We start from the raw sequence: 26024 nt of genomic DNA on the forward strand, positions 1-26024 counted from the left end.
TTGCGGTAGTTGCGCGTGCAAGGACCGCAACAAGAGGACGAATCGCGGGAGTTCACGTCAGGCGGGGACCGGTTCCGGGCGGATCGAGCGCAGGTGCCCGGATTCGGCGAGGAGTCCGTCCAAAGCGGACAGGAACGACGGCAGATGCGCGGCGAACCGCCGCAGGTCCCGATCGCCTTCGAGGCCGCCGAACCAGTACAGCCCGGCCGAACCGTCCGCCGACGGGTCGAGCGCCTCGAACGTCCGGAGCCAGTGTTCGGCGTCGCCGAGCACGATGGCGTACGGCAGCGACCGGGAGAACACCATTTCCCGGTCCGCCAAGGGAATGCCCTCGACCTTGACCGTGTGCAGGTATTCGAGCAGCCCGCGCACCTGGCCGACCAGGCGCCTGCCGCGTGAGGTCCTCGGCGGCACCCACGACGCGCCGAGCAGCGCGGCGACCCCGGCGAGCGCGACCGCGACGCCGAGCAGCGCGTGGCCCGCCGTGAACGTCAGGACCGCGGTGCCCACGAGGCCGAGCGCGACCAGGCCGATGCCCGCCCAGGTGAGTTTGCTCTTGCCCTTGTCGGGGCGGCGCGAGAACCAGCCCTTGCGCACGACGTCGGCGTACATCGCCTCGCCCGCGACGCGGAGATCGACGGTGCCGCGGCCGCGGAGTTCCGACAGCAGCACGGAATCGGTGCCCTCGGGCAGGAGCGCGGCGTAGATTTCGCGCTCGAAGGCGACGAGGTGCTCGTCCGGCGCGTTACGGCGGGCGATCTGCCAATCGACGGTGCCCGCGCCGCGGACCTCGGCGATCCACAGGTAGTTGCGGACCGCGAGGTCGACCACCGTGCCGCTGACGTCCACGACGTCGACGGTCTCGTCGACGACCGTGCCGACCTGGCCGGGCAGGACGCCGTCGGGAGAGGCGAAGGAGACCCTGTCGCCGTCTCGCATGAGGACGTCGACAGGGCCGGTGCCCGCGGTGAGCGCGCCCTTGTCGCGGCGGCGCAGCAGCAGGATCGCCAGCGCGCCGAGCAGGAGGAACAGCGCCAGCGCCCCGAAACCGATGCCGGTGAGCGTGGTGAGGGCGAACGCGCCGCCGACCGACGAGAGCTGCTCGAACCGCGCGTTCGCGGGCACGGTGCCCGCCGGGAGCTGGACGGCGAGATCGACCCGTTCGCCCGCCGCGAGCTTGTCCTGCTCGATACGGACGACACCGCTGTGGTCGGTCTCCGCGAGCGAACACTGCCTGTCCGAACCGAGCGGCCCGGCGAAACAGTCCACTGTGGGCATTTCGCGCGTCGGCGCGCTGAACGAGGCGGACACGCGGGACAGCTCGCCGTCCCAGCCGCTCGCGACCTGCCAGCGCACCTGCTGCGCGCCGTTGACGTCGGCGACCGCTCCGTCCACTTTGTACTTGAGGGTGGCGGCGCCGCCGTCGAAGGTGGCGACCAGCTGCTCGCCGTTCGACTCGGCCTTGCCCGCGCCCTCCACCGAGACGTCGCGGACCCCGTAGACGCGGTCCTGCTCTTCACCAGCGGGAACCCTCAGCGGGATCCGCCGGACGAGATGCTGTCCACCCGGGACGGTCACCTGCTCGGTGATCGACACGGAACCGTCGCGTTCCACCTTCACCGCGACGTTCGCGGCCGCGCCGCTCGGCGGCTGGAGCAGCCCGAGCTGGCCGCGCGCGCCCAGTGGCGGCGGCTTCGGCAATTGTGGCGCGTTCGTCAGCGAAGGGCCCGCTTCGGGCGCCTCCGGAACATTCGAATCCGACGGCGGGGCCATCAAGGCCGAGCTCGCCGCGACGGCCACGACCGCCGTCCCCCATTTCGTCAACACAGCCACACACTCTAGGGCAGCCGATCTATGCTGACCGCCGAATCGCCGAATCCGCCACCTGGGCGAACGGCGTTGCAGACCGCATGGGGGATCCACTCGATGAACCACCAGCCGCCCGGCCCGCCTGACCCGCGGCGCCGGCCGACTCCACCGCCACGGCCACCGCAGGGCGGCCGTCCGCTGCCGCCGCCGGGTGCGCGCCCGCTGCCGCCGCGCGGTGGCCCGCCGCTGCCGCCGCCGAACCGGCCGGGCCCCGTTCCGCCGGGTCGCCCCGTCCCACCCGGGCAGCCGGGCCCGGGTCAGCGGCCGCCGATATCGCGGCCGATGCCGGTCCCGCCGCCGTTCCGGCCGGGTCCGCCGAGCGGTGGGATGCCGCTGCCCCCACCGGGCGCGGCCCCGCTGCCGCCGCCGCGGATCGGGGCGCCGGTCCCGTTCCAGCCCGGCGCCGTCGGCCCGCCGCAACTTCCCTACGGCCCGCGTTTCGCCCAGCCCGCTTTCGCGCCCTACGGGGGATACCGGCCCAAGAAGTCGAACGGCGGGGTCATCGCGGCCGTCGCGATCGTGGCCGTGATGGCGGTGATGGGCGGGCTGATCATGGTGATCGCCATCGCGAACGGCGGCTCACGCCACGTCGCGGACGCCGGGTACTCGAGCTATCCGACGAGCCCGACGACGTCCTCTTCGGACTACACGACGACGACGACCTCCAGTGAGACGTCGACGACCGCCACCCGCTCGCGCGATTCGACGGCGTCGCGCGAGACGTCGACCGGATCGAGCCGCGAGACCTCGGCCAGCCGGGCGCCGTCCGGTCCGCAACCGCATCACAAGCTGGCGGACAACCCGCTGTGGCTCAGCTCCGACGTCGGACTGCCGAACCAGGCGTGCAACCTCTCGCGCTGGGCGAGCAACCCGAACGCGTCGTCGGCGTTCTTCGAAAGCGCGCGGCCCTGCCTGGACAGTGTTTGGCAGCAGGTCATGAGCTACACGAAGCTGCCGTTCCGGGTGCCGACCGTGAAGTACCCATCCGGCAAGAACTGGTCGAGCCCGTGCGGTGACGCCAGCGGCGGCACGGTGGCGGCGTTCTACTGCTCGCAGAACGAGACGCTGTACATGCCGTACGAAGGCCTTCAGCCCGCCCAGTACGGCAACCGGCCCGGGGTCTACCTCGCGGTCTTCGCCCATGAGTACGCGCACCACATCCAGGCGCTTTCCGGTATCTCGGAGGCCTATTGGGACGCACGGTACGACGCGGGCACCGACTCGGCGGCGGGCCTGGAGATGTCGCGGCGGAACGAACTTTCGGCGCAATGTCTGTCCGGGACGTTCCTGGGCTCGACGGTGGGCCGCGGCGGCTCGGTCGATCAGGCGATGTACCGGGACGCGTGGGGATCTCAGGACCGCGGCGACCACAACGGCGGTCCGCGCGACCACGGCTCCGACGCGCACGCGATCTCGTGGTGGCAGCACGGCGCGCAGAAGAACCGGATAGCGCAGTGCAACACGTGGGCGGCGAACTCGTCCGACGTGTCCTGACGCGTTCGGTCCTCATTGCGTGTGAAGGCCCCCTTCCCTCGGCTGAGCCGAGGGAAGGGGGCCTTCACACGCTTTCAAAGGGTCAGCTCGGCGGGGTGAGGCAACAGACCGTTGCTATCACCCACCAATACAGAAGCCTCGATTGCGATAGGCGAATAACCAGAAGCACAGCAATAGAACATTTCTGACTGCCAGCCAGACAAAGGCTGACTGGCAGTCAGCCTGTCCAACCGCACTTTACACCCACACCTCACATTACCCCAAATGGAGCAATGATGTAACGAATGCCCCAGTGGGGCGATTGGACCTGTTCAAGGTCTTCACAGGGAGGCAAGGGCGTCTGAATGCACGACTACTATAGGCCGCAAACAAAACCACCATATATGCGCATTGAAGACAGCGCCCGTGCGGCATGGTCATGTTTTCTAAAGGAAACCAAGACCGGATCACTAAATGACGTCATAGAATGGCGAGACTTACTTTCAGCCAAGGAAAGCATAATTCATGACGTGCTACTTCGAATTAAAAGCGAAAACGTACGGCCCACCAGAATTCAAATTGTCGACCACCCCAAAGATCAAATTAACGTTCGCCCACTAGTAAGATTTAACATCGAGGATCGTATCGCGTACAGCGCACTAGCGCTACAGGTCGGGCGAGCTATCGATAACACCATGAACGGCGCTGTTCATAGCTACCGATGGCGCCTAGATGGATCTAGATTTTGGAATCCAATCCCATCGTGGATTCGGATGCAGCAGCGTGGACGTCAGGCGCTGAAATCCAATAATCACCTCAGACTCGCAAAAACAGATATCGTATCCTTCTACGAGAATATCGACATAGACATCCTAGTCGACGATATCAACGCGCTTGACATCGAAGGATACTCACCTCGACTGCTAAACGAATTCCTAGCCGGTTTTCAGCAGGTCAACCACGCCTGGGGACTACCCCAAGGCCCCGACGTATCCGGACTCCTATCAAACCTATATCTATCGCCCATCGACCACTATCTGCAGAGAAATAATCTTCGATACCTAAGATATTCCGACGATATGGATATATTCGACACCAACTGGGACAACCTTAGATTTGCACTGCTAGATATCAATAAAATGATGCGGTCTCGCCGCTTGGCAATGGCGTCAGGAAAGACGAGGATATTCGAACCCGATGAAGCACTTGGCAGATTCGAGGAAAATGAGAAGGATGCAATCCAATACGGGATCTCAATCGAAACGAGGCGTTCTTCAGCAGAGTTGCGCGCCTACTTCGATAAGACAATCCAGGAACAACCTTTATTTCGCAGAGACCTAAAATGGGTAACCTGGCGACTCGGAAAGCTGAAAGACGACTATGCAGTCAACTGGTCATTGCGAAATCTTGAGCGTAATCCTCATCTTGCGGAGCCACTGTTTGACTACCTACACTTCTTTGTGGATATATCTCCTCAAATCAGCAATCATCTGAACCTGATGATTAGACGCGCCGGAAGACAGAAGAACCCCTACCTAGAGCAGGAGATAATTAGATATTTTCTATCTCGCGACTTGTACAGTTACGACGTGTGGCAACTCGCTTGGAACTTAGTTGACGACCGAAACAAGGAAGGATTTGTGCGTGAGCACGCAGCTCGATACATAGGTCGCCATGCCAGATATGGAGACGGGCAGAGACTAAAACACTACTACGAAAGCGAGGCCGAAGTTCGAATGCGGCGAGCACTTCTTATTGCAATGTACGAAGCCAACTACTGTTCAAACCGCCTTCTTCAAGGATTGAGACTTGAACCTACCGAGATCAGATGGACCGCAGAATATCTTCTTCTGCAGCCAAAAATACCCCTCCCTAAGCAGGTCATCTAGATGCCATTAACGAGCCAGGAGTCAGCTCCCTATGTCAGGGTACTCGATTCACTGTACGAAGACTCAACATATAGCGCTCAAGCTTACTTTGAAGCCGCAAAGAGAGCAGAATTATGGGGAAAAGTTGTAGTATTCATACCCGCAATAGTTGCGGCATTCGCAGGAATTCTAGTCGCACTAGACTGGAACAAGGCTTGGGGAGTAGCGTCAGCGACAGCCGGCCTAGTAGCAGCAACGGGATCGTTCCTAGGTGCAGAACGGAAGACGCCAGCCTATAAGGATTCGGCCCGCAGATACACACAATTGCGCCATGATATCCGACTCGCACGCAGTCTTGCTGGAGAATGCGAGTCAAAGGATGAACTTCAAGAAACAACCAGGGCGCTAGTAGCCAGCTACCAATCTATTGTTTCACGAGACGAGCCCCTGTCAAACAGATCTTTTACCACCGCAGACAAGCGAATAAAAAAGGGAATCATGAATACCAGCACAAAGAAAGACGACTAGAGGGTCGCAATGTAGCAATTTACTTGCGCCACCCACTGAGCGACAGTCCTATACTCTGCCGGGCAAGGCTACAGATCAACGACTGTCTGTGCAGAATCAGCCCGGCGGGGCGAAGGGGTTTTCCGGTTCTGGCGTGGTCTCCGACTGCGGCGGGGTGACCGGCGCGGGAGCGACCGCCTGCGGATACGGCTGGCCAGGTTGCCCCTGCGGCAGGTACTGCCCAGGCGGTGCGTACTGCGCACCAGGGGCAGGGGGCGCGTACTGCGGCTGCAGCTTCGCCTGATCCCGCCGCCGACGCTCGGCCAGCACCGCCGACAGGTACGCCCAAGCGGGTACCCCCGGCGGCACCGGTGCCCCGATCGTCGCCGCGACCTGCTGCGCGAGCCCGTGCCCGAGGGCTTCGACGGCTTCGGGGCGAAGCTCGCTCGTGCGGCTCAAGTACTGGCGGACGGCCAGCGCGAGCTCGTTCGGGAGCCGGGTCAGGTCCAGTTGGGAAGCCCAGTACGCCAGCTGCGGCGGCATCCCGACATACGGCGTCCGGGCGGCGGGCATGCGTTCCCGGATCACCAGGGTGCCGGCGAGGTAGTCGCCGACGCGGCGCCCGTTGGGCGACAGCAGTGACGTGACCACCGCCACGGCGCCGAGCAGGCCGAGCGCCCAGAAGTCGATGAAGAACCCGGCGAGCCCGCGGACCAGCGCGTGCCGGAACCGGACCGGGCCGCCGTCGGTGCGGACCACCCGCAGGCCGAGCGCCATCTTCCCGAGGGTGCGGCCGCGGCTCAGCGTCTCGAAGATCACCGGGTAACCGACCATGATCAGCACGAGCGTCACCAGGAACAGGGTGAGCGCAAGCGCCTCGTCGCCGAACGCGGCGACCTGGCTCAGCACCAGCATCGCGACGAACAGCGCGATCAGCTGGATGGTGACGTCGACGATCATGGCGAGCCCGCGGCTGGCCAGCTTCGCGGCTCGCACGTCCAGGACGACGGCCTCGCCGGTGACTAGTTCGGACTCTTGTTCCACCCGGCAAGCGTAGTGACGAATAGGCTGGGCGACCAAAGACGATCGCCGGGAGGGCTCCGAGTTGGACGTGGACGTGTTCGTCGCCGCGCACCAGGCCGAATGGAACCGGCTGCGTGACCTCGTCGGCCGCGCCGGGAAACTCAGCGGCCCGGACGCCGACGAGCTGGTGACGCTGTACCAGCGCGTCGCGACGCATCTTTCGATCATCCGCTCCGTCGCGCCCGATCCCGTGCTCGTCGCGCATCTGTCCGGCCTGGTCGCGAAGGCCCGGTCGGCCGTCACCGGTTCGCACAGCCCCGCGTGGCGCGAGGTCGGGCTGTTCTTCACCCATCGGTTCCCCGCCGCGCTGTACCTGAGCAGGCGCTGGTGGCTGGCGTCGGCCGCGGCGTCGATCGCCGTGATGGCGATCGCGGCGGTGTGGATCGCCGGTGACCCGCAGGTGCTCGCGTCGCTGGCCTCGCCCGAGGAGTTCAAGGACCTGACCGCGCCGGGCGGCAAGTACGAGACGTACTACTCGTCCGACCCGGCGGGTTCCTTCGCCGCGCGAGTCTGGACCAACAACGCGTGGGTGGCCGCGACCTGCCTGTTCCTCGGCGTCGTGCTGGGTGTCCCGGTGATCTACGCGCTCTGGGTGAACTCGCTGAATCTCGCGATCGGCGCCGCGCTGATGTCGTCGGCCGGACGGCTCGACGTGTTCTTCGGCCTGATCCTGCCGCACGGCCTGCTGGAGCTGACCGCGGTGTTCGTCGCGGCCGGGACGGGGCTGAAGCTCGGCTGGACGGTCATCGACCCGGGACGGCGCTCCCGGACGGCGGCGCTCGGCGAACAGGGCCGATCGGTCGTGGTGATGGCGCTGGGGCTGACAGCGGTGCTGCTGGTCTCCGGCGTGATCGAGGGTTTCGTGACGCCTTCGGGGCTGCCGACCTGGGCGAGGATCGGCATTGGAGTAATCGCCGAGGTCGCGTTTCTACTCTACGTGTTCGTCGTGGGGCGCCGGGCCGCGAAAGCGGGCGAAGTGGGTGATGTCGACTGGCGATACGCTGGAGATTCTCGACCGGAAGCGGGCTGACCTGGTTAGCTCCTCCCATGGGGAGAAAACGTTTACGCGTATTCGCGATAGTCGTCCTGTCCATCCTCGCCTCGACGCTCCTCGTCGGCGCGTCCCAGGCCAAGACCGCGGCCGCGCCCGCGGGCAAGGCGAACTGGGTGGTGAGCGTCGGCGGATTCCGCACCGACGCCGACCGCAACTACGTCCGGCTCGGCTATCTCGTCTTCAACCCGGCCGACAACACCGTCGCGCACAACTTCTGGACCTGGAACCAGGCGGACTTCCCCGCCCCGGTCAACAGCGGCGACGTCTACTACTGCGGCGAATGGACAGGGGGGACCAATCCCCGCAACAACTGTCCGATCAAGACGGCGCCGGGCTTCACCGGTGAGCCGAACGGCCACTTCACCGGCACCTACACCGAGAACTCGGGGCAGGTGGGCATCACCTGGACCAGCAGCACCGTCAACGGCACCACCTCCCCGGTGAACCTCAAGGAGACCTGGGCGGCTTCGGAGACGCGGCCGGGCCTCGGCCGGATGCAACTGGTCAGCGACAGCTACTCGATCACCAGCGGTATCGCGTACGGCAGCAACGCCTCCCTGGCGCAGACCAGCAAGGCGCCGATGAGCACGGTCCGCGCGACCCAGCGGTCGTACCTGCTCGAAGGGCAGGCGGTGAACCGCCGGGCGATCACCAACTGGACCCGCGGTGGCAGCGGCGCACTCGGCGTCGGTCCGGCGTGGAACAAATGCGACGACGGCTCGTGCCTCGGCTACGTGCAGTACGACTCGGGCTGTGACCCGTCCTCCTGCTGCCCCGCCGGTCCCGGCCACGCGGCTTGCGCGCAGAAGATCATCGACACCGGCGACAGGCGGTTCTACTACCTGAGCGACGCCTTCGGCGGACGGCGCAACAGCTACGAGTTCTGGTGCGAATGCCTGTCCTACAACGGTTGCTACCTCGGCAACAGCCACGTCCGCCCGCTGCTGCAGGTGATCGACGACGCGGGCGCGTTCCAGGGCTGGGTCGGCGCCGAGGTCAGCCCCGACCGGAGCGGCACGCGGGATCCTGCGGGCGAGTACTACTCCAGTTTCGCTTTGGTCGCGTAGAGCTGAAGGGGCCTTTCCCCGCATGCGATGCGGGGAAAGCGCCCTTCGCCGCGTGAGATGCGGGGAAGGGCCCCTTCAGCGTCACAGCCGTCCGGCCGCCTTGAGCGCGAGATACCGATCGGCCAGCCGCGGCGGCAGGTCCTCGGGCACGGCGTCGACGACCTCGACCCCGTGCCGCGCCAGCCGCGCGGTGACCTGGCGCCGTTCGGCCAGCACCCGCTCGGCCGCGGCCGCGTCGTAGACGGCTTCCGCGTCGCCGCGGCCCGCCGCCATCTCGGCGACCCGGGGGTCGGCCACCGAAGCGATCATCAGCTGATGCCGCGAGGTCAGCTTCGACAGGATCGGGAACAGGCCTTCTTCCAGCGGCGCCGCGTCCAGCCCGGTCAGCAGGACGACCAGCGCACGACGCCGGGTCCGCCGCAGCACCTCCGCGACCATCCCTCGCGCGTCGGTCTCGATCAGCGACGGTTCGAGCGGCGCCATCGCGTTCACCAAGGCGGGCAACAGATCCGTCGATCCCTGGACCGCGGCGCGGACCTGACGATCGTAGGCGAGGAGGTCGACGCGGTCGCCCGCCCGCGCGGCGAGCACGGCCAGCAGCAGGGCCGCGTCCATCGCCGCGTCGAGCCGCGGCGCGTCGCCGACCCGGCCCGCCGAAACGCGGCCGGTGTCGAGGACCAGCACCACGTGCCGATCGCGTTCGGGGCGCCAGGTCCGCACCATCACGTCGGACGCGCGGGCCGAGGCCCGCCAGTCGATCGACCGGACGTCGTCGCCGATCACGTACTCGCGCAGGGAGTCGAATTCCGTGCCCTGGCCCCGGATCAGCACCGCGTTGCGGCCGTCGAGCTGCTGCAGCCGCGCCAGCCGCGACGGCAGATGCTTGCGGCTGTGGAACGGCGGCAGCACCCGCACGGTCCATGGCACCTCGTGCGAACCCTGCCGCGCCGCGAGGCCCAGCGGCCCGGTCGACCGGACGGTGACCCTGGCCGCCCGGCGGTCGCCGCGCCGGGTCGGCAGGAGCGGCGTGGTCACGACGCGGCGTTCGCCCGCGGGCAAGGAAAAGCGGTGCCGGTCGTCCGCGCCCGCGCTGGGCGGCCAGGCGTCCCGGAGGCGGGCGCGCACCGCACGGCCGCCGGGATTGGCCACGGTCAGCGTGACCTCGCAGGCCTCCCCCAGCCGCACGGACGTCGCGCCGGACCGCGCGAACTGCAGCTTCCGCACACTCCCGGCGAGCAGTAGATCCAGCACCACCAGCAGGAACAGCACCGCCGCGGCCAGCCCGATCCCGGCCCACGAGGGCAGCAGGAGACCGACCACCGGCGCCGCGAGGAGTGCCAGGAGCCCGAGCCGCCCGGTGACGGCCATCAGCGTGGAACGGGCACGGACGCGAGGACGCGGTCCAGCACACCGTCCGCGGTCGCGCCTTCGAGTTCGGCTTCGGGCCGCAGATCGAGCCGGTGCCGCAAAGACGGCCGTGCCAAGGCTTTGACGTCGTCCGGGGTGGCGTAGTCGCGGCCCGCGAGCCACGCCCACGCCCGCGTCGCGGCCAGCAGGGCCGTCGCTCCACGCGGGGAAACGCCGAGGCGCACGGACGGCAGCGACCGCGTCGCCCGGCAGACGTCGACGATGTAGGCGAGCACCTCGGGGCGCACGGTGACCCCGGCGACCGCACGCCTCGCCGCGTCGAGTTCGGTGGCCCCGGCGACCGGTTTGATCCCGGCCGCGGCCAGGTTGCGCGGGTCGAAACCCTGCGCGTGCCGGGAAAGGATGCCGAATTCGTCCTCACGGGACGGTGTCGGCATGGTCAGCTTGAGCAGGAACCGGTCCAGCTGCGCCTCGGGCAACGGGTACGTGCCTTCGTATTCGACCGGGTTCTGCGTCGCGATGACGATGAACGGATCGGGCAGCGGCCGCGTCTTGCCGTCGCTGGAGACCTGGCGCTCCTCCATCGCTTCGAGCAGCGACGACTGCGTCTTCGGCGGGGTCCGGTTGATCTCGTCCGCCAGCAACAGGTTCGTGAAGACCGGGCCCTCGCGGAAGGAGAACTCGCCGCTGTGCGCGTCGTAGACGATGGAGCCGGTGATGTCGCCCGGCATGAGGTCCGGCGTGAACTGCACCCGGGTCGTCTCCAGGTCCAGCGCCGCGGCCAGTGCCCGCACCAGCAACGTCTTCGCCACGCCCGGAACGCCTTCGAGCAGCACGTGTCCCCGGCACAGCAACGCGATGATGAGCCCGGTGACGGCCGCGTCGTTGCCCACCACGGCCTTTCCGACCTCGGCACGCAGGGCGATCAGCGCCGCCCGCGCTTCGGCCGCGGCGTCCCCTGTGTCCACATCGGACTGTTCGGTACTCAAGACCGCTCCACCTCTCGTTCCACGACATCGAGTCCGTCCGCCAGCCGCACCAGCGCGGCGTCGTCGGCGGGCGGGTCCCCGTACAGCAGCGCGCCGATCTCGGCCGGTGCCCGGCCGGTCCGCACGGCGACGGATTCCACCAGTGCCGCGGGTTCGGCGTCGCGGGTGAGCCCCAGCAACGGCCGAAGCCGCGCGCGGGCCGCCTCACGCAGGGTTTCCCCGGCGTGCGAGGCGGCCTTCGCCTTGCGATACAACCGCGCCCGTCCCTCGGTGGCCTCGGCCGCGCGCACCACGACCGGGATCGGCTCGGTCACCACCGGCCCCAGCCGCCTGGAGCGCCACAACGCCAGCAGCACCACCGCGACCCCGGCCTGCAGCGCCGCGTACGACCAGCCCGACGGGATCAGTTCGGACAGCGGCTTCTTCTCGGTCTCCAGGAAGGGATCGGCCGGTGTCGGCAGGTACCAGACGAGCCGATCGTGCTTCCCGAGCAGCCGCATCGCCAAGGCCGCGTTGCCCTCTTCGGCCAGCCACTCGTTGGTCAGCGGCGCGGGGGCGCCGAGAACGGTCACCGTCCCTTGTGGACCGGGCACTTCCAGGTACGAACCGCCATAGCATTCCAGCGCCCTCGGCTGCGTGGCCGAATACTTCAGGCCGCCCATCGTCGCGCTCCCCGCCGCGACGGGGTCCTTCCCCTGGCAGTCGGGCTGGCGAGTCTCGGTTTCGAGCTCGCCCGCCACCCGCACACCGGGAAGGACTTCGTCGACCGTGCCGGGACTCGGCTGCACCAGGACGACGTCCGAAGCGATGCGCCGGAGTTCGGTGAACGTGCGCTTGGGGACGTAGGCGGGCTGGGTGATCAGGACGGTCGCTTTCCCCGCGACGTCGTCGGCCTCGGCCGCCGTACGCACCGTGATGATCTCGACGCCTTCGCGTTCCAGCAGGGTCGCCAGCGCGCGGCTGCCGCCGGGCTCGTACGAATCCGGCTCGAGCGCGCCGGTGGTCTGCTCGCCTTGGAAGAGGACGAGCAACGTCCCGGTGAGCACGAGCAGGAGGACGACCGCGAGCGGGAGCCGCACCCCGTGCCAGATCCGGCGGGCGTCGGGCGAAACCGAGGTCATCCGGCCACCAGCGCGACGGGCCGGGCACGGCGGCAGCGTTCGTCCAATTCGGACAGTGAGCGGTAGCCGGCCTCGGTGGCCGGGATCCCTCCATAGTGGACGTCGTCGAACAACCGGGCGCCGGCGCGCAGCGGGACGGCGACGTCCGGCAGCATCCGTCCGGCTTCGTCGGCGGCCTCGTCGGCCGTCCGGCCCGACTTCTCGTCCAGCAGCGCCCGTTCCTCCAAGGACCGCACCACGGCACGGAACATCTCACGAACGGCGTCGTCGAAGTCGCCCCTCGACGCGGCCTCCGCCGCCGCCCGGCGATGTTCACCGGACGCCTTGCGCTGCCCGGCGAACACGGCCCGGCCGCCCTTGGCCGACGTCGCCAGCGGGCCGGACCGCAGCCGGATCACCACGACCAGCACGATCAGGACGACGACGAGCAGCACCACGGCGAAGATCCCACCGGGCACGGCGGTGTTGACGGCGTCGAGGAAGCCCAGCAACTTTTCGAGCACCCAGCTGAACGCCTCGGACAGCCAGCTCGGTTTCGCGTTCTGATACGCCTGACCCGAGAGCTCCTCGGCCGCGCGCAGCCGGGCGGTGTCCCGGTCGATGTCGACCGGGACGTCGGTGAGGAAGCGCGTCACCATGCCTGAGGCGGGGGCGGCGGCGTGATCCCGGCGGCGCGGGCCAGTTCGATGTCCATGCCCTCGCGGCGCATCCGCTGATCGATGTAGAGGATCACGGTCACCAGCGCGGTGAACGGCCCGACGATCGTCTGCGAGATCACCGTGCCCACCGACTGCAGGATCAGGTCACCGGTCGACGGGATGTACATCTCGTTCACGTTGCCGAAGATCGACATGAAGGCGCTGAAGCTGAACGGCAGCGTGATGATCGACGCCAGGAACGACGCGATCACCGTGGCCAGCAGCAGGATCCCGAAGACCCGCCAGAACATGCCCGAGACCAGCTTCACCGACCGGCGGAACGACTCCATCACCGTGCCGCGTTCGAGGATGAACGCCGGGCTGGCCAGCGCCCAGAAGGTGTAGGGGATGATCGCAGGCAGAAGGCAGAAGATCGCGGCGACCATGATCGCCAGCCCGTAGAGCACGGTCAGCCCGAGCAGCGGCAGCAGCCGGGGCGTCGCCTCTTTCAGCGCCTCTTTGAAGGTGACCGGCTTGCCCAGCACGGCCTTGCCCATCAGCACGGTCAGGAAGCCGGTGAGCAGCGTCGTCCCGAGCAGGGTCGCGATGAGGCCGATGAACGACGTCGCCAGTGTCCCGCCGAGCAGACCGAGCATCTGGTTCAGCAGTTCCTGATCGGTGGCCGCCGGGCCGAGGTCGCGGACCTGCTCGAGGTCGCTGGTGGTGTCGATCAGCAGCAGCCCGACCAGGTTGATGGCCGCCGTGAGCACGGCGGTGATCGCCGCGGCGCCGAAGACCATCCGCCAGTACCTGCGCATGGCCGTGACCGCGCCGTCGAGGATGTCGGTCAGGTTCAGCGGGCGCAGCGGGATGACCCCGGGCCTGCCGAGGCCGACCTTCCAGTCCGGAACCTGCTGCGGCGGCGGCTGATAGGACGGCAGCGGAGGCGGCGGCGTCACCCCGGACGGGGACTGCCATTGCTGCTCCGGCGCCGATGGTGGCCGCACTTCACCCTGCGGCGGCGTCGGTGCGTCCGCCTGCGGCTTCGGCGTCTCGGTACCTTCCAGCCCGGACGGTCCGCCGGTCTCCGTCATGCGACAGCCCCTTACCCGTTTCACGTTGCTTACGCACACTCTTCCAGAGGGTCCGACACCCAGCCAGAGCTGGGGTGACGACACTGATGGGTGACCACTCGCCTCACGCTGGATACCCTCTGCAGCCGAGCTGTGGGAGGAGAAGCCGTTAGCTCGTTATGCTGAACATCGGGCCGGGCACCCCCGGTCCGCCCCTAGAACCACCGGGACCGACTTGATGACGCAACCGCCCCACGGCCAGTGGCCGCCACGCGGCGCCGTCCAGCCACCGCCGGTGCACGGCCCACCCCCAGCCCAGTGGCACGGTGCGCCGCACCAGTTCCCGCCGCCGCCTCCGCGCCGGTCGACGGGTGCGATCGTCGGTATCTGCCTCGGCGCGGTCGCCGTGCTGGTCCTCGGCCTGGTCGCGATCGTTTCACTCAATCGTGACGACAAGGATCCCGTGGCTAACGCGGGCTATTCGACCCTCCCGAACCCGACTTCCCCGGCGGCCCTGCCGCCGAGCGGGTCGTCGTCCCCCTCGTCCTCATCGAACCCGTTCCCGACGTCGCCGACCAGGGCGCCGTCGTCGTCGAGCGGGCCGCAGAAGATCCTCAAGCTCGGCGACCACCCGATCCTCCTGGATCCCAACGCCGGCCTGCAGAACCGCGTCTGCGCGCTGCCGCAGTGGCAGAGCAGCCAACAGGCCGCCGAGGCGTTCTTCACCGCCGCGGGCAAATGCCTCGACAACGCGTGGGGCCCGTTCCTCGAGGCCTACCGCCTGCCGTTCACCCCGCCCGCCCTGCACTTCCCGACCGGCGCCAGCTTCGAAACCGAATGCGGCACGATCCAGGTGGGCATCGCGACGGCGGCGTACTACTGCGAAAACAACCTCTACGTGCCGTTCCGGGGTCTGCAGACCGACCAGTACGGCAACAACCCCGGCGTCTACCTGGCCCTTTTCGCGCACGAGTACGGGCACCACGTGCAGGAGGTCGCCGGGCTGATGGACGCGGCCTGGCAGAAGATCTACGAAGCAGGCCAGAACAGCCCCTCCGGGCTGGAGATGTCACGGCGCAAGGAACTGCAGGCGCAGTGCTTCTCCGGGATGTTCCTCGGCGCGCACGTCGACCAGGGCGGCACGGTCAGCCGGGACATGTACAACAAGGCCTGGAACGACCAGGAGACCCGGGGCGACAACACCTCGCGCAGCCAGGACCACGGGACGAACGCGCATTACGCGTCCTGGTGGCGGGCGGGCGCGAGCAACAACCGGGTCGCCGACTGCAACACCTTCTCGGCCCCGGCGAGCGCCGTTTCCTGACCTACTCAAGTACGTGAAGGCCCCCTTCATTGCGTTAGACGCAGTGAAGGGGGCCTTCACGTACTTGGGCGCTGTGGGCGCCGCTCGCCGACGGATTCGGGGCCGTGGGCGATTCCGGCTTGCCCGGTCCGGCTGGTCACCGCCCTCGTGAGCGGTAAGGGCGGTTAGAACCGCCCTTACCGCTCACGAGCAGGGCGAAGGTGAGGTGCGGTAGTCGAGGGTCGCTCCGGTCTCGGAGCTCGATGACACCGGAATCTCACCGCGACAGGGTTCGAGTGTGGAGGATTTGGGACGTTGAGTGTCCCGATTCCTTCATCGTCGATGGGCAGCAGAGTGGGGAAGATTCCGGACGTTCAACGTCCCAAATCTTCCCCACTCACCCACATCGGACATGAGGATCCCGTGGGTAGGCAAATATCGGTCCACCAGAACCGTCCCTACCACTCACGAGGTCCGTGTCAGGCCGTCGCCAGCCGACGCGGCCCGCGCAGGACCAGGAAGACGTACATCCCGCCGGCGAAGCAGCTGAACACCAGCAGGGCCAGCCCGAGCGGCCGCCGCGCGTCGCTGGCTCCCGCCGCCGCGTCGGCCGCGTGCACCGAGACCGCGTCCCCCGAAGCACCGGCGGGGACGACGACCTCGAGCCGCTCCCCCTTGCCGTGCCCGCAGCCGTTGAGCGAAGCCTCCATCGGCTTGCCGCCGAATTCGAACTTGACGGTCTCGGTCGCGCCGCCGCCCGCACAGGGCGCGGGCTGGACGACCTCCGCCTGCACGGTCGTGCCCTGGGCGTCACTCGTGATGCCGAACAGCCCCGGCCCGGCGAACCAGGCCAGGAAGATCACCAGCAGGCCGGCACCGGCCGCCACGGCCAGGGAGTTCCACCCCGGGGTGAGCCCTCTGGCGGGGTCCGATCGGTTGCGCACAATCGCCATGCTCCCAGAACCTCGCGGCAAAACACAGCGAGCCCGCTCGTCCGGGCAAGGGTGATGCCAGCGGCAGAACAGCAGGAGCCCCCTTGTCCGGGGACGGTGATACCGCAGGTCCCCCGCTACCGCTCGATCGTCTCCGCGGCGGTCACCTTCCGGATGTAGAGCAGCTTGTCGCCCGGCTCGATCGCGTCCGCCTGCGGCGCGTCCACGCGATACAGGACGCCGTCGCGGACGACACCCAGCACGATGTCCGACAGATGCCGCGGCGATCCGCCCTCTTCGGACGGTTCCACCGGGCGTTCGGCGATCGCGAGACCGGACTCGGGGGTGAGCAGGTCCTCGACCATGTCGACCACCAGTGGCGTCGACGTCGCCATGCCGAGCAGGCGCCCGGCGGTCTCGCTCGACACCACGACCTGGTTCGCGCCCGACTGCTTGAGCAGGTGGACGTTCTCCGCCTCCCGCACCGACGCCACGATGTGCGCCTTCGGGGCCAGTTCGCGCGCGGTCAGCGTGACCAGCACCGCGGTGTCGTCCCGGTTCGGGGCGACGACGACGGCCTTGGCCCGCTGCACGCCGGCGACCCGCAGGACGTCGGCGCGGGTGGCCGAGCCGTGCACGGTCACCAGACCGAGCGAGGTGGCCGCTTCGAGGGCCTGCTGGTCGGTGTCGACGACGACGATGTGATCGGGTTCGGTGTTCTCGTCCCCGAGCAGCGCGTTGACCGCCGACCGGCCCTTCGTGCCGAATCCCACGACGACCGTGTGGTCACGCACCTTGGTCCTCCACTTTTGGATCTTGAAAGCCTGGCGAGAGCGCTCGGTGAGCACTTCGAGTGTGGTACCGACCAGGACGATGAGGAACAGCACTCGCAGCGGGGTGATCACCAGGACGTTCACCAGCCGCGCGGACGACGTCGCCGGGGCGATGTCGCCGTAACCGGTGGTCGACAGCGACACGGTCGCGTAATAGAGGCTGTCGAGGAAGCTGAGCCCGTCGCCGTTGGCGTCGCGGTAACCGTCCCTGTCGAGGTAGACGATCAGCACGGTCGCCAGCAGGGCGAGCATCGCGCCGATGATCCGCTTCAGGATCGACCGCAGCGGGCTGACCGTCAGTTCCGGCATCCGGATGACGCCGACGAGCTCATGGTCCGGGCGGTCGCTCAGCCTGACCGGGAAACGCTTGAGAACCCTCATGCACAGGCTCCGGCCTGGTCCGCGTCACTCACGGTCGGGAGGATAGCCGACGAACCTTGCGTTCAGCTCGGTATGCGAAGCTCAGGGCATGTCTTCGGATTCCAAGCCGTCTCAGCGGCCCGCATATTTCCTCGCCGGTCTGCTCGGCGCGGCCGGGGTCCTGCACTTCGTCCAGCCGAAACCCTTCGACGCCATCATCCCGAAGCAGCTTCCGGGTTCGCCTCGGGCGTGGACCTACGGCTCCGGGGTCGCCGAGCTGGGCGTCGCCGCCGCGGTCGCCGCTCCCAAAACTCGCCGTCTCGGCGGGCTCGCGGCCGCGCTGCTGTTCGTGGTGGTCCTGCCGGGGAACGTGAAGATGGCCGCCGACGCCGACCGCCGGAAGGCCCCGAAGGCCTTGCGCGCGGCTTTCTGGGCCCGCGTCCCGCTCCAGATCCCGCTCGTGACCTGGGCCCTGAAGGTGCGCGACCGCGCCTGACCCCCGCCGCGTTTCGTCCTCTAGTTGCGGTACTTGCACGCGCAAGTACCGCAACGAGAGGACGAAACGCTAGATCGTCGGGACGCTTCGCAGCAGGTTTCGCAGGCCTTCGGCGTCCAGCAGATCCGCCGGGCTGACGGTCTTGTCGTGTTTCACGTAGTGGAACGCCGCCCGCACCTTTTCGACCGGGATCTTCTTCAGCGCGGCCCACGCCAGCCGGTACGCCGCCAGCTGCACCGCCAGCGGCGCGAGCCGGTCTTTCTCCGGGACGGCACCGGTCTTCCAGTCGACGACCGTCCAGCCGCCGTCGGAGTCGGCGAACACGGCGTCCATCCGCCCGCGCACCGTCACGCCCACGACGTCGGCCGAGAACGGGATCTCGACGGCGTGCGGCACCCGGTTCGCCCACTCGCTCTTCTCGAACGCCGTCTGCAACGCCTCCAGCTCGGAATCGGGCGCCTCGTCGACGTCCGCCGCACCCGGCAGATCGTCGATCTCCAGCAGCTGTTCACCGCCGAACCGCTGCTCCAGCCAGCCATGGAACGCCGTCCCTCGGCGAGCGTAAGTGTTGGGGCGCACGGGAAGCGGCCGCCGCAGCCGTTTGGCCAGCGCGGCCGGATCGGCCGACAGCTCCACCAGCTGACTCACCGAAAGATGCGGCGGCAGCACGACCTGCTGGACGCGGTTCTGCGCCCGCGCGCGCTCTTCCAGCAGCACCTTGGTGTCGGAGATCCAGCCGTCCGGATCTTCCTCCTCCTCGGAGTCGCCTTCTTCCGCTTCCTCCATGGCACCGAGCACCATGTCGACCCCGTTGGTGACACCCTCCCGCCGCGGCCACAGCGGATCGACCGGCCATCGCGCCTTGCGTGAGTCCGCGACCAGCGGGTTCTCCCCGTCGCTCTCCGGCTCGTCCGCCCAGTGCTCGATCCGCCCGACCGAGTTCCCCCGCATCACCTCGCCGATTTCGAGTAGGAACTCCGACGGCCCCTTCGGCCGCGCACTGCTCTCGTTCCACCAGTGGCCGGAAACCAGCAGCGTGCGCTCGGAGCGGGTCAGCGCGACGTAGCAGAGTCGCCGCTCCTCATCCGCCTCCCGCGCGACGAAGCCCTCTTCGTGCAGCTCCAGCGCTTCCTGAACTTCCTTGCGGTCATACCCCTCGGCGACCCGCAACTCCGGCAGGTCCTCCGAGTCCCCGCGCAGCGCGGCCGGGAGCGCGGTCGAGGTCCGCAGCCACGACGACGACCGCCGCCTCCCGGGGAAGACCTCCTTGACCAGGTGCGGAACCGCGACGATCCGCCATTCGAGCCCCTTGGCCGAGTGCACGGTCAAAACCTGGACCCGGTCCGGGACGACCTCCACCTCGCCGGGGGTGAGCCCGTCTTCCGCGTGCGCGGCCGTGTTCAGGTAGTCCACAAAGGACAGCAGGGTGGCCGTCGGCGAGGTCTCGGCGAAATCCGTGACGACGTCGGCGAAAGCGTCCAGATGCGCCCGTCCGGCGGGCCCGGGGCGAGCCAGCGATTCGACGTCGAGCAGCATCGTGCGTTCCACGTCGGCGACCAGTTCGGGCAACGACTGGTCGAGACGGCGGCGCAACGCCGAAAGCTCGCCACCCACCCGGCGGATCCGCCGATACCCTTCCGCCGAATAGCGTTCCGCGGTACCGGGATCGTCGATCGCGTCGGCGAGCCCCGCCTGTTCGACCCGTTCGGTCACCAGCACCGGTTCGTCCACATCGGACTTGCCCGAAGACGGGACGGGCGAAGAAAGTTCACCGGCACGGCGCCACAACGCCGCGAGGTCGGCCGCCGCGATCCGCCAGCGCGCACCGGTCAGCAACCGCGCGGCCGCACTGCCCGCGAGCGGATCGGCGAGCACCCGCAACGTACTGACCAGGTCCGCGACCTCGGGTTCGTCGAGAAGGCCGCCGAGCCCGACGACCTCCACCGGGAGCCCGCGGGCCCGCATTTCGACCGCGATCGGCGCCATGTCGGCACGACGGCGCACCAGCACCGCGGCCGTCGGCGGTTTTCCGTTCTCCTCCAAGGTTTCGAACCAGCGTTTCGCCACCGCGTCGGCCACCCACTCGCGTTCGGCGCGGACGTCCGGCAGCAGCGCGGAGGCGATGTCGGCCGTTCCGGCGCCTTCCAGCGCGCGCAGCCGCGCGACGCCCAAGCCTCGCTCCCGCAACGGTTCCGAGATCGCGTTGGCCAGTTCCAGCACCTCGGGCGGATTGCGGAAACTGGTCAGCAGCCCGAAATCCAGTGCTGGGACGAGCCGTTCGCCGTTGTCGCGCGGGAAGTCCGTGGTGAACCGGGGCAGGTTCGCCGCGCTCGCCCCGCGCCAGCCGTAGATGGCCTGCGCCGGGTCGCCCACCGCCGTCACCGGCATCGGCGGATGTTCGACGCCGCCGAACAGCGACCGCAGCAGGATCCGCTGGGCGTGCCCGGTGTCCTGGTACTCGTCGAGCAGGACGGCGCCGTACCGCTCGCGTTCCCCCGCGACCACCGCCGGATAGCTGTCGGCGAGCTGCGCGGCCAGCGACATCTGGTCGGCGAAGTCGAGCGCGCCCTCCGCCCGCTTCCGCGTGTGGTACGCCTCGACCAGCGGAAGGAGCGCGAGCCGGAACCGTTGCGCCGTCATGACTTCGGCCAGTTTTTGGGGCAACGCCGCGCGCTGCCCTTTGGCCCGTGGCGCTTTCTCGATGACATCGCACAGCCAGGACGTGTACTGCGCCAGCCGTTCGGTTTCGACCAGGTGCTCGCCGAGTTCCCCGGCCAGCGCCAGCAGCTGCGCCGTCACCGTGGAGGGCACGCGATCGGTGTCGAGATCGTTGTCCCAAGTGGACACCACGCGATGCGAGAACTGCCAAGAGGACGTCTCCGAAAGGAGCCGCACCCCGGGCTGGACCGGTAGCCGCAGGCCGTGTTCGGACAGCAGCCGCCCGGCGTACGCGTGATAGGTGAGCACCGTCGGTTCCCCTGCGGTCACCGTCGTGCGCAGGTCACCGGTCGGGTCGATCTTGTCGAGCAGGCCCGAGCCGACCAGTCGCCGGAGCCGGGTGCGGACGCGTTCGCCGAGCTGACGGGCGGCCTTGCGGGTGAAGGTCAGGCCGAGGACGCGTTCCGGCGGCACGATGCTGTTGGCCACCAGCCACACCACGCGCGCGGCCATCGTCTCGGTCTTGCCCGCGCCGGCACCCGCGACCACCAGCGACGGCTCGATGGGGGCGGCGATGACCTCGGCCTGCTCGTCGGTCGGGCTGTGCAGGCCGAGCGCGCGGGCGATCTCGGCCGGTTCGACCTGACGGCGCTGGAGTTCGGAGATCAAGGTCCGGTCACCTGCCTGCCCTCGGGCCGCAGCGGGCAGCAACCCCTTGCCGGGCAACGATCGCAGTCCGGGTTCTCGGTGACGCCGTACTCGGGCCCCGCGGCGGATCCGGCCGCCGAGCGCACCAGTTCGAGCCACTGCTTGCCGCCGTCTTCGTCGAGCGGCGCCTGCTCGCGCTGGGTGGATCCGGTCTTGTTGTTGGACTTCGCGACGTAGACCAGCCGCGCGCCACCGGGTTTCGAACCGCCCTCGACCGCACCGAGCAGCACGGCGAGCTGGTACGCGGCCAGCTGCGGATGCTGCTCGGCGTCGGAGGCGGAGATCGGGACCTTGCCGGTCTTGATGTCGATGACGACCGGGCGGCCGTCCTTGTCCATCTCGACGCGGTCGACGCGGCCGCGCAGGAGCACGCGGACGTCGTCTTCGCCGACCGGCAGCTCGACCTCGATGTCCTGCTCGACCCCGGCTTCGATCAGTTCCTTGCGGCTGGACTCCAGCCAGGTGATGAAGTTCCGCAGCATCTTCTCGACCCGCGACCGCTCGCGGCGCGAGAACCACGGCGCCCCCGCGTCGACCCGCACCCAGGCCTCGTCGAGGGCCGCGCGGATCTGCTCGTCGCTGCTGCCGCCCGCGACCGCCTGTGCGAGCCCGTGCACCAGGGTTCCGGTGACGGCCGCGAGCTGCGCCGGGTCACTGCCGCCGTGGCGTTCGATCAGCCACCGCAGCGGGCATTTGACCAGAACCTCCACAGTGGACGGTGAGATGCGGATCAGATCGCCGGGCCCGTGCACCGGTTCGCCGGTGGAGGGCTCCAGCAAGCCGTACCAGGTGCCCGGATGCGCGCCCGGCACCCCTGCGGCGGCCAGTTTGGCGAGCTGACGCGCCGCCCGCTGCCGCCTTTCGGGCTCGCTCGCTTCGTCGCAGACGACCTCGCGCAGTTCACCGACGAGCTCGGCGAGCACCAGCGAACGGCCCGCCGGTTTCATCCGCGAGTCGAGACCGCCGTCGTCCGCGCCGTTCTCCTCCAGATCGTCGATGAACCGCGAGGGCTGCTCGTCCTCCCCCGCGACCGCGCTGACCAGCAACGTCTTGCGCGCACGGCTCGCGGCGAGATAGAACAGCCGCCGCTCTTCGGCGAGGATCGGGGCGGTGGCGGACACCTTTTCGCTGTCCACGCCGGACATGAGGTCGACCAGCCGCTCCACGCCGAGCACGGAACCGCGCAGCCGCAGATCCGGCCAGCTGCCTTCCTGGACACCGGCGATCGCCACGACCGTCCACTCACGCCCGGCGGACGCGTGCGCGGTGAGCAGCGAGACACCGTCGCTCTTGATGGCCGCGGGCGCCAGCGTGCCACCGGCGATGTTCTGCGAGGACAGGTAGTCCGCGAACGAGGCGACGCTCGCCCTCGGCAACCTGTCGACATAGCGACCGGCCGCGTCGAAGAGCGCGACGATCGCGTCGAGATCCCGATCCGCCTGGGAGCCGAGGGAACCGCCACGATCGACCAACCGCAGGAAGCGCTGCTCCAGCGCGCTGTTCTGCCACAGCTCCCACAGCACCTGCTCGACGCCGTCACCGCGCACCACGGCTTGGTGCGCCGCGTGCAGCAGCCCGCCGATCCGGCGCATCGGCAGTGACTCGACCTCGGCCAGCCCGGTGAGGACGTCGTTGGTGCGCAACGCTTCCACCAGCAGTTCGTCGCTGGATCGCTGCCCGCCGCCCGCGAGTTCCAGCCTGCGCAGGCCACGACGCAGCCGCCGCAAGGCGAGTGGATCCGCGCCACCCAGCGGGGAGGACAGCAGCATCTCGGCGAGGTCGACGTCGAGCAGTTCCGGCTCCGCGGCGAGCCGCAGCATCGCCAGCAACGGCCGGACGGCGGGTTGTTTCGCGAGCGGCAGTTCCTCGGTGGCCGAACCGATCGGGACCCCGGCGGCTCGCAGCGCGCGTTGCAGAACAAGGAAAGTACGGGCGGGCGACCGGACGAGCACCGCCATCTCCGGCCACGGCACGCCGTCGACGAGATGCGCGCGGCGGAGCTGATCGGCGATCCAGCTCGCCTCGGCGGCCGGTGTCGGCATCAGGCGGACGCGGACGGCGCCGCCCTCGGCGTCCGACGCGTCGACGAGTTTGCGCTGCGGCGACGAGCCGGGCAGCACGGCGCCGAGCTTCGTGACGGCCGTGCGGATCACCGGGGCGAGCCGATGCGCGGTGGTGAGCAGGACGGTGCGCTCGCCGTCGTCGTCCGCGTCGGCGAACAGGCGGGGATCCGCGCCGCGGAAGGAGAACACGGACTGATCGGGGTCGCCCGCGACGACGAACTCGTCCGCCGCGTGCCCGATGAGCCGGATGAGCTGCGTCTGCAGCGGGTCGAGATGCTGGGCGTCGTCGACGAACAGGTGCCGGATCCGGCGCTGCTCGCGTTCGCGCAGTTCGGGGTCGTCCTCGAGCGCCAGCAGCGCGGAAGTGACCAGCTCCGCCGCGTCCAGCGCGGGCGCGCTCGCCACGCCCAGCGCGTTGCCGCCCGCGCCCTGTAGCAGCGTGACCTCTTCGTACTGGCTCCAGAAGTGCCCGGCCGCGATCCACTCTTCGCGACCGCGGCGCCTGCCGAGTTCGACCAGATCCTCCGGGCCGAGCCCGCGTTCGGCGGCGCGGAGCAGGAGGTCTCGCAGTTCCTCGGCGAAACCTGGGACGTTCAGCGCGGGCCGCAGCTGCTCCGGCCAGTCGAGCGCGCCCGCTTCGAGGTCGCCCGCGAGCAGGTCCCGGACGACGACGTCCTGTTCCGCTCCGGCCAGCAGGCGGGGCGGCGGGAGTCCGTCGGCCTGCGCCTCCATCCGCAACAGCGCGTACGCGTACGAATGCACCGTGCGCACGAGCGGCTCGCGGATCGTGCGCGGCAGCGGATCCTCTTCCGGATCGGTGGTGAGCCGGTGGGTGATGTCGGCACGCAGGACGTCGGCCGCCTTGCGGGAAGTGGTCAGGATGAGCACGCTCTCCGGATCCGCGCCCTCCGCGATACGCCGCGAGGCCGCCGACGCCAGCAACGCCGTCTTGCCCGTGCCAGGGCCGCCGAGGACCCGGCGGAAGCCGTCGGGAGCGGCCAGCAGACGGCGGGCGCCGGAGTCCCACTGGAAGGACGGCGTGCCGGTGACCGGCGTGCGGACCAGCCGCGCGTCGGTTCCTGCCGCTGTTCGCCGCCCGTTCACGCCCACGATGGAACCACGCCCCGCCGACACAACCTCGCAGCGGCACGGCAAAGTGGTCCCATGGATGACGAACTGCACGAGCGGGTGCGCGAGGTCATCGCGAGCGTGCCCGCCGGCTCGGTCGCGACTTATGGGGATATAGCGTCGGTTTCGGGCGCCCCGTCACCGCGGTTGATCGGGCGGATCCTCGGCGAGGACGGCCACGACCTGCCTTGGCACCGCATTCTGCGCGCCGACGGGACACCGGCTCCGCATCTGGTCGACGAACAGCTGCAACGGCTGCGCGAGGAGGGCGTCATGGCCGACGGCCAGCGCGTCGACCTGCGAAAATACCGGTGGCAGCGTGATCCCGATGACGACGCCGGCCTGGGCGGACTTTTTTAGGTTAGCCTCGCCTAATGAGTTACATCGAGGCGAAGGTGACCGGTGTCCGGCGGCTGACCCCGCACATGAGCAGGGTGACCTTCTCGGGGGCGTCGATGGTGGACCAGGCGCCCGACCAGTACCTGAAGGTGTTCTTCCCGCAGCCCGGTCAGGCGGAGCCCGTCCTGCCCGCGCCGCTGGACGGTGACGAAGTGCTGTCCTGGTACAGGACCTACCTCGCGATGCCCGACGACGTCCGGCCGGCGATGCGCACCTACACCGTGCGCGCGCTGCGGCCGTCGGTGCAGGAGATCGACATCGACTTCGTGCTGCACGGCGACGAAGGCCCCGCCTCCGCGTGGGCTTCGCGCGTTTCGGAGGGCGACAGGGTCGCCCTCCTGGGCCCGCACGGGCTCTACGACGTGCCCGAAGGAACGACCTGGCAACTGCTGATCGGCGACGAAACCGCGATCCCGGCGATCGGCGCGATCGTCGAGGCGCTGCCCGCCGGGACGCGGGCGCTGGTCTACGTCGAGATCGGCGACCGCGAAGACCGGCAGGTCTTCGAAACGCGGGGGACGGTGGAACTGCACTGGGTGGTGCGGGAGCCCGGCGGCCCGGTCGGCGACGCCGTGCTGGAAGCCGTGCGGAAGGCGGATCTGCCGGGCGGAACGCCTTACGCGTGGGTCTCCGGCGAGGCGAACATGGTGAAGCTGGTGCGGCGGCATCTCGTGCGGGAGCGCGGGGTCGACAAGCGGGCGATCTGCTTCACCGGGTACTGGCGGCAGGGGCTGAGCGAAGAGGCCGCTGGGCGCGAAGCCATGCGTCAGATCGAGAGCGGCGAGGTTCCGGCCGAAGAGGACTGACCGCTTCTGGTCGCCTCGTGCGCGTGCGGCATGTCTTGAAAGGGGCTTTCAGGACACTTGGCGGGCGCAGCATGTCTTGAAAGGGGCTTTTCAGGACGTTTTTCGTCCTGAAAGCCCCTTTCAAGACATCCAGGAGGGAGCGGGTTGGCAGAGCGCACGACCGCCTGCCCCCGCAAGCGACCTCAGAGGCGAGTCCCGATCACCCGAGGTGTCACCACTGCGCGTGAA

The 26024-nt window shown here is 68.6% G+C and carries 20 protein-coding genes; 9 read left to right on the forward strand and 11 right to left on the reverse strand.

Annotated features, from left to right (window positions below; genetic code table 11):
* Window positions 1-57: 57 nt before the first annotated feature.
* Entirely contained in the window at window positions 58-1827 is a 1770-nt protein-coding gene (locus ACZ5IK_RS20220; RefSeq protein ID WP_465489191.1) for a DUF2207 family protein, read from the reverse strand.
* A gap of 99 nt (window positions 1828-1926) precedes the next feature.
* Between ACZ5IK_RS20220 and ACZ5IK_RS20225 the strand changes: the two genes are divergently transcribed.
* From ACZ5IK_RS20225 to ACZ5IK_RS20235, 3 genes are all read left to right on the forward strand, one after another.
* Window positions 1927-3363: a neutral zinc metallopeptidase gene (locus ACZ5IK_RS20225; protein ID WP_465489048.1), complete on the forward strand. Its 1437-nt coding sequence runs from the start codon at window positions 1927-1929 to the stop codon at window positions 3361-3363.
* Between the two features lie 674 nt (window positions 3364-4037).
* Window positions 4038-5231, forward strand: a complete 1194-nt coding sequence (locus ACZ5IK_RS20230; RefSeq protein ID WP_465489049.1) for an RNA-directed DNA polymerase — start codon at window positions 4038-4040, stop codon at window positions 5229-5231.
* Window positions 5232-5738: an SLATT domain-containing protein gene (locus ACZ5IK_RS20235; RefSeq protein ID WP_465489050.1), complete on the forward strand. Its 507-nt coding sequence runs from the start codon at window positions 5232-5234 to the stop codon at window positions 5736-5738.
* Between the two features lie 96 nt (window positions 5739-5834).
* On the opposite strand, the gene ACZ5IK_RS20240 is transcribed toward ACZ5IK_RS20235, so the two are convergent.
* On the reverse strand, window positions 5835-6761 hold the full coding sequence (locus tag ACZ5IK_RS20240; protein ID WP_465489051.1) for an RDD family protein: 927 nt from the start codon (window positions 6759-6761) through the stop codon (window positions 5835-5837).
* Window positions 6762-6822: 61 nt separating this feature from the next.
* Here ACZ5IK_RS20240 and ACZ5IK_RS20245 point away from each other — a divergent pair, with 61 nt between their 5' ends.
* Both ACZ5IK_RS20245 and ACZ5IK_RS20250 read left to right on the forward strand, forming a co-directional pair.
* Complete coding sequence (locus ACZ5IK_RS20245) at window positions 6823-7830, forward strand: stage II sporulation protein M (RefSeq protein WP_465489052.1); 1008 nt, start codon at window positions 6823-6825, stop codon at window positions 7828-7830.
* A 17-nt stretch (window positions 7831-7847) separates the two neighbouring features.
* Window positions 7848-8921 carry a hypothetical protein gene (locus tag ACZ5IK_RS20250; RefSeq protein ID WP_465489053.1) on the forward strand — a complete coding sequence of 358 codons (1074 nt, stop codon included), beginning with the start codon at window positions 7848-7850 and terminating at the stop codon, window positions 8919-8921.
* A gap of 81 nt (window positions 8922-9002) precedes the next feature.
* Here the strand turns inward: ACZ5IK_RS20250 and ACZ5IK_RS20255 are convergent, their stop codons facing one another.
* The 5 genes from ACZ5IK_RS20255 to ACZ5IK_RS20275 are packed head-to-tail and all read right to left on the reverse strand — an operon-like array spanning window position 9003 to window position 14131.
* Window positions 9003-10289, reverse strand: a complete 1287-nt coding sequence (locus ACZ5IK_RS20255) for a DUF58 domain-containing protein (RefSeq protein WP_465489054.1) — start codon at window positions 10287-10289, stop codon at window positions 9003-9005.
* On the reverse strand, window positions 10289-11278 hold the full coding sequence (locus tag ACZ5IK_RS20260; RefSeq protein ID WP_233223103.1) for an AAA family ATPase: 990 nt from the start codon (window positions 11276-11278) through the stop codon (window positions 10289-10291). Before ACZ5IK_RS20260 ends, ACZ5IK_RS20255 begins: the two co-directional genes overlap by 1 nt.
* Entirely contained in the window at window positions 11275-12399 is a 1125-nt protein-coding gene (locus ACZ5IK_RS20265) for a DUF4350 domain-containing protein (RefSeq protein WP_465489055.1), read from the reverse strand. Before ACZ5IK_RS20265 ends, ACZ5IK_RS20260 begins: the two co-directional genes overlap by 4 nt.
* Window positions 12396-13037, reverse strand: a complete 642-nt coding sequence (locus ACZ5IK_RS20270) for a DUF4129 domain-containing protein (RefSeq protein ID WP_465489056.1) — start codon at window positions 13035-13037, stop codon at window positions 12396-12398. Before ACZ5IK_RS20270 ends, ACZ5IK_RS20265 begins: the two co-directional genes overlap by 4 nt.
* Complete coding sequence (locus tag ACZ5IK_RS20275; RefSeq protein WP_465489057.1) at window positions 13031-14131, reverse strand: DUF7847 domain-containing protein; 1101 nt, start codon at window positions 14129-14131, stop codon at window positions 13031-13033. Before ACZ5IK_RS20275 ends, ACZ5IK_RS20270 begins: the two co-directional genes overlap by 7 nt.
* Before the next feature lie 217 nt (window positions 14132-14348).
* Between ACZ5IK_RS20275 and ACZ5IK_RS20280 the strand changes: the two genes are divergently transcribed.
* The gene (locus tag ACZ5IK_RS20280) at window positions 14349-15434 is read left to right on the forward strand and encodes a neutral zinc metallopeptidase (protein WP_465489058.1); all 1086 of its coding nucleotides are present in this window, start codon (window positions 14349-14351) and stop codon (window positions 15432-15434) included.
* Window positions 15435-15892: 458 nt separating this feature from the next.
* Here the strand turns inward: ACZ5IK_RS20280 and ACZ5IK_RS20285 are convergent, their stop codons facing one another.
* Window positions 15893-16300, reverse strand: a complete 408-nt coding sequence (locus ACZ5IK_RS20285; RefSeq protein WP_101612542.1) for a hypothetical protein — start codon at window positions 16298-16300, stop codon at window positions 15893-15895.
* A 182-nt stretch (window positions 16301-16482) separates the two neighbouring features.
* Window positions 16483-17559 (reverse strand): potassium channel family protein, encoded by a 1077-nt coding sequence (locus tag ACZ5IK_RS20290; protein WP_465489059.1) that lies wholly within the window; start codon window positions 17557-17559, stop codon window positions 16483-16485.
* Window positions 17560-17647: 88 nt separating this feature from the next.
* Here ACZ5IK_RS20290 and ACZ5IK_RS20295 point away from each other — a divergent pair, with 88 nt between their 5' ends.
* The gene (locus ACZ5IK_RS20295; RefSeq protein WP_101612540.1) at window positions 17648-18034 is read left to right on the forward strand and encodes a DoxX family protein; all 387 of its coding nucleotides are present in this window, start codon (window positions 17648-17650) and stop codon (window positions 18032-18034) included.
* A 69-nt stretch (window positions 18035-18103) separates the two neighbouring features.
* Here ACZ5IK_RS20295 and ACZ5IK_RS20300 read toward each other — a convergent pair whose 3' ends face one another.
* Entirely contained in the window at window positions 18104-21361 is a 3258-nt protein-coding gene (locus ACZ5IK_RS20300) for an ATP-dependent helicase (RefSeq protein ID WP_465489060.1), read from the reverse strand.
* The gene (locus tag ACZ5IK_RS20305) at window positions 21358-24573 is read right to left on the reverse strand and encodes an ATP-dependent helicase (protein ID WP_465489061.1); all 3216 of its coding nucleotides are present in this window, start codon (window positions 24571-24573) and stop codon (window positions 21358-21360) included. The genes ACZ5IK_RS20300 and ACZ5IK_RS20305 overlap by 4 nt, the downstream gene beginning before the upstream one ends.
* 54 nt (window positions 24574-24627) lie before the next feature.
* Here ACZ5IK_RS20305 and ACZ5IK_RS20310 point away from each other — a divergent pair, with 54 nt between their 5' ends.
* Together ACZ5IK_RS20310 and ACZ5IK_RS20315 are read left to right on the forward strand one after the other, a co-directional pair.
* A complete protein-coding gene (locus ACZ5IK_RS20310; protein WP_465489062.1) occupies window positions 24628-24951 on the forward strand; it encodes an MGMT family protein in 324 nt (107 codons plus the stop codon).
* A gap of 14 nt (window positions 24952-24965) precedes the next feature.
* A complete protein-coding gene (locus ACZ5IK_RS20315; RefSeq protein WP_465489063.1) occupies window positions 24966-25796 on the forward strand; it encodes a siderophore-interacting protein in 831 nt (276 codons plus the stop codon).
* Window positions 25797-26024 lie beyond the last annotated feature (228 nt).

The organism is Amycolatopsis sp. NPDC031561 (assembly GCF_055580625.1).

Bases quoted from the DNA above. Each gene is read 5' to 3' on its own strand.
- ACZ5IK_RS20225 (WP_465489048.1), top strand. From the start codon at position 1,927: ATGAACCACCAGCCGCCCGGCCCGCCTGACCCGCGGCGCCGGCCGACT.
- ACZ5IK_RS20230 (WP_465489049.1), top strand. From the start codon at position 4,038: ATGAACGGCGCTGTTCATAGCTACCGATGGCGCCTAGATGGATCTAGA.
- ACZ5IK_RS20235 (WP_465489050.1), top strand. From the start codon at position 5,232: ATGCCATTAACGAGCCAGGAGTCAGCTCCCTATGTCAGGGTACTCGAT.
- ACZ5IK_RS20250 (WP_465489053.1), top strand. From the start codon at position 7,848: ATGGGGAGAAAACGTTTACGCGTATTCGCGATAGTCGTCCTGTCCATC.
- ACZ5IK_RS20255 (WP_465489054.1), bottom strand. From the start codon at position 10,289: ATGGCCGTCACCGGGCGGCTCGGGCTCCTGGCACTCCTCGCGGCGCCG.
- ACZ5IK_RS20265 (WP_465489055.1), bottom strand. From the start codon at position 12,399: ATGACCTCGGTTTCGCCCGACGCCCGCCGGATCTGGCACGGGGTGCGG.
- ACZ5IK_RS20270 (WP_465489056.1), bottom strand. From the start codon at position 13,037: ATGGTGACGCGCTTCCTCACCGACGTCCCGGTCGACATCGACCGGGAC.
- ACZ5IK_RS20275 (WP_465489057.1), bottom strand. From the start codon at position 14,131: ATGACGGAGACCGGCGGACCGTCCGGGCTGGAAGGTACCGAGACGCCG.
- ACZ5IK_RS20280 (WP_465489058.1), top strand. From the start codon at position 14,349: ATGACGCAACCGCCCCACGGCCAGTGGCCGCCACGCGGCGCCGTCCAG.
- ACZ5IK_RS20290 (WP_465489059.1), bottom strand. From the start codon at position 17,559: ATGAGGGTTCTCAAGCGTTTCCCGGTCAGGCTGAGCGACCGCCCGGAC.
- ACZ5IK_RS20295 (WP_101612540.1), top strand. From the start codon at position 17,648: ATGTCTTCGGATTCCAAGCCGTCTCAGCGGCCCGCATATTTCCTCGCC.
- ACZ5IK_RS20310 (WP_465489062.1), top strand. From the start codon at position 24,628: ATGGATGACGAACTGCACGAGCGGGTGCGCGAGGTCATCGCGAGCGTG.
- ACZ5IK_RS20315 (WP_465489063.1), top strand. From the start codon at position 24,966: ATGAGTTACATCGAGGCGAAGGTGACCGGTGTCCGGCGGCTGACCCCG.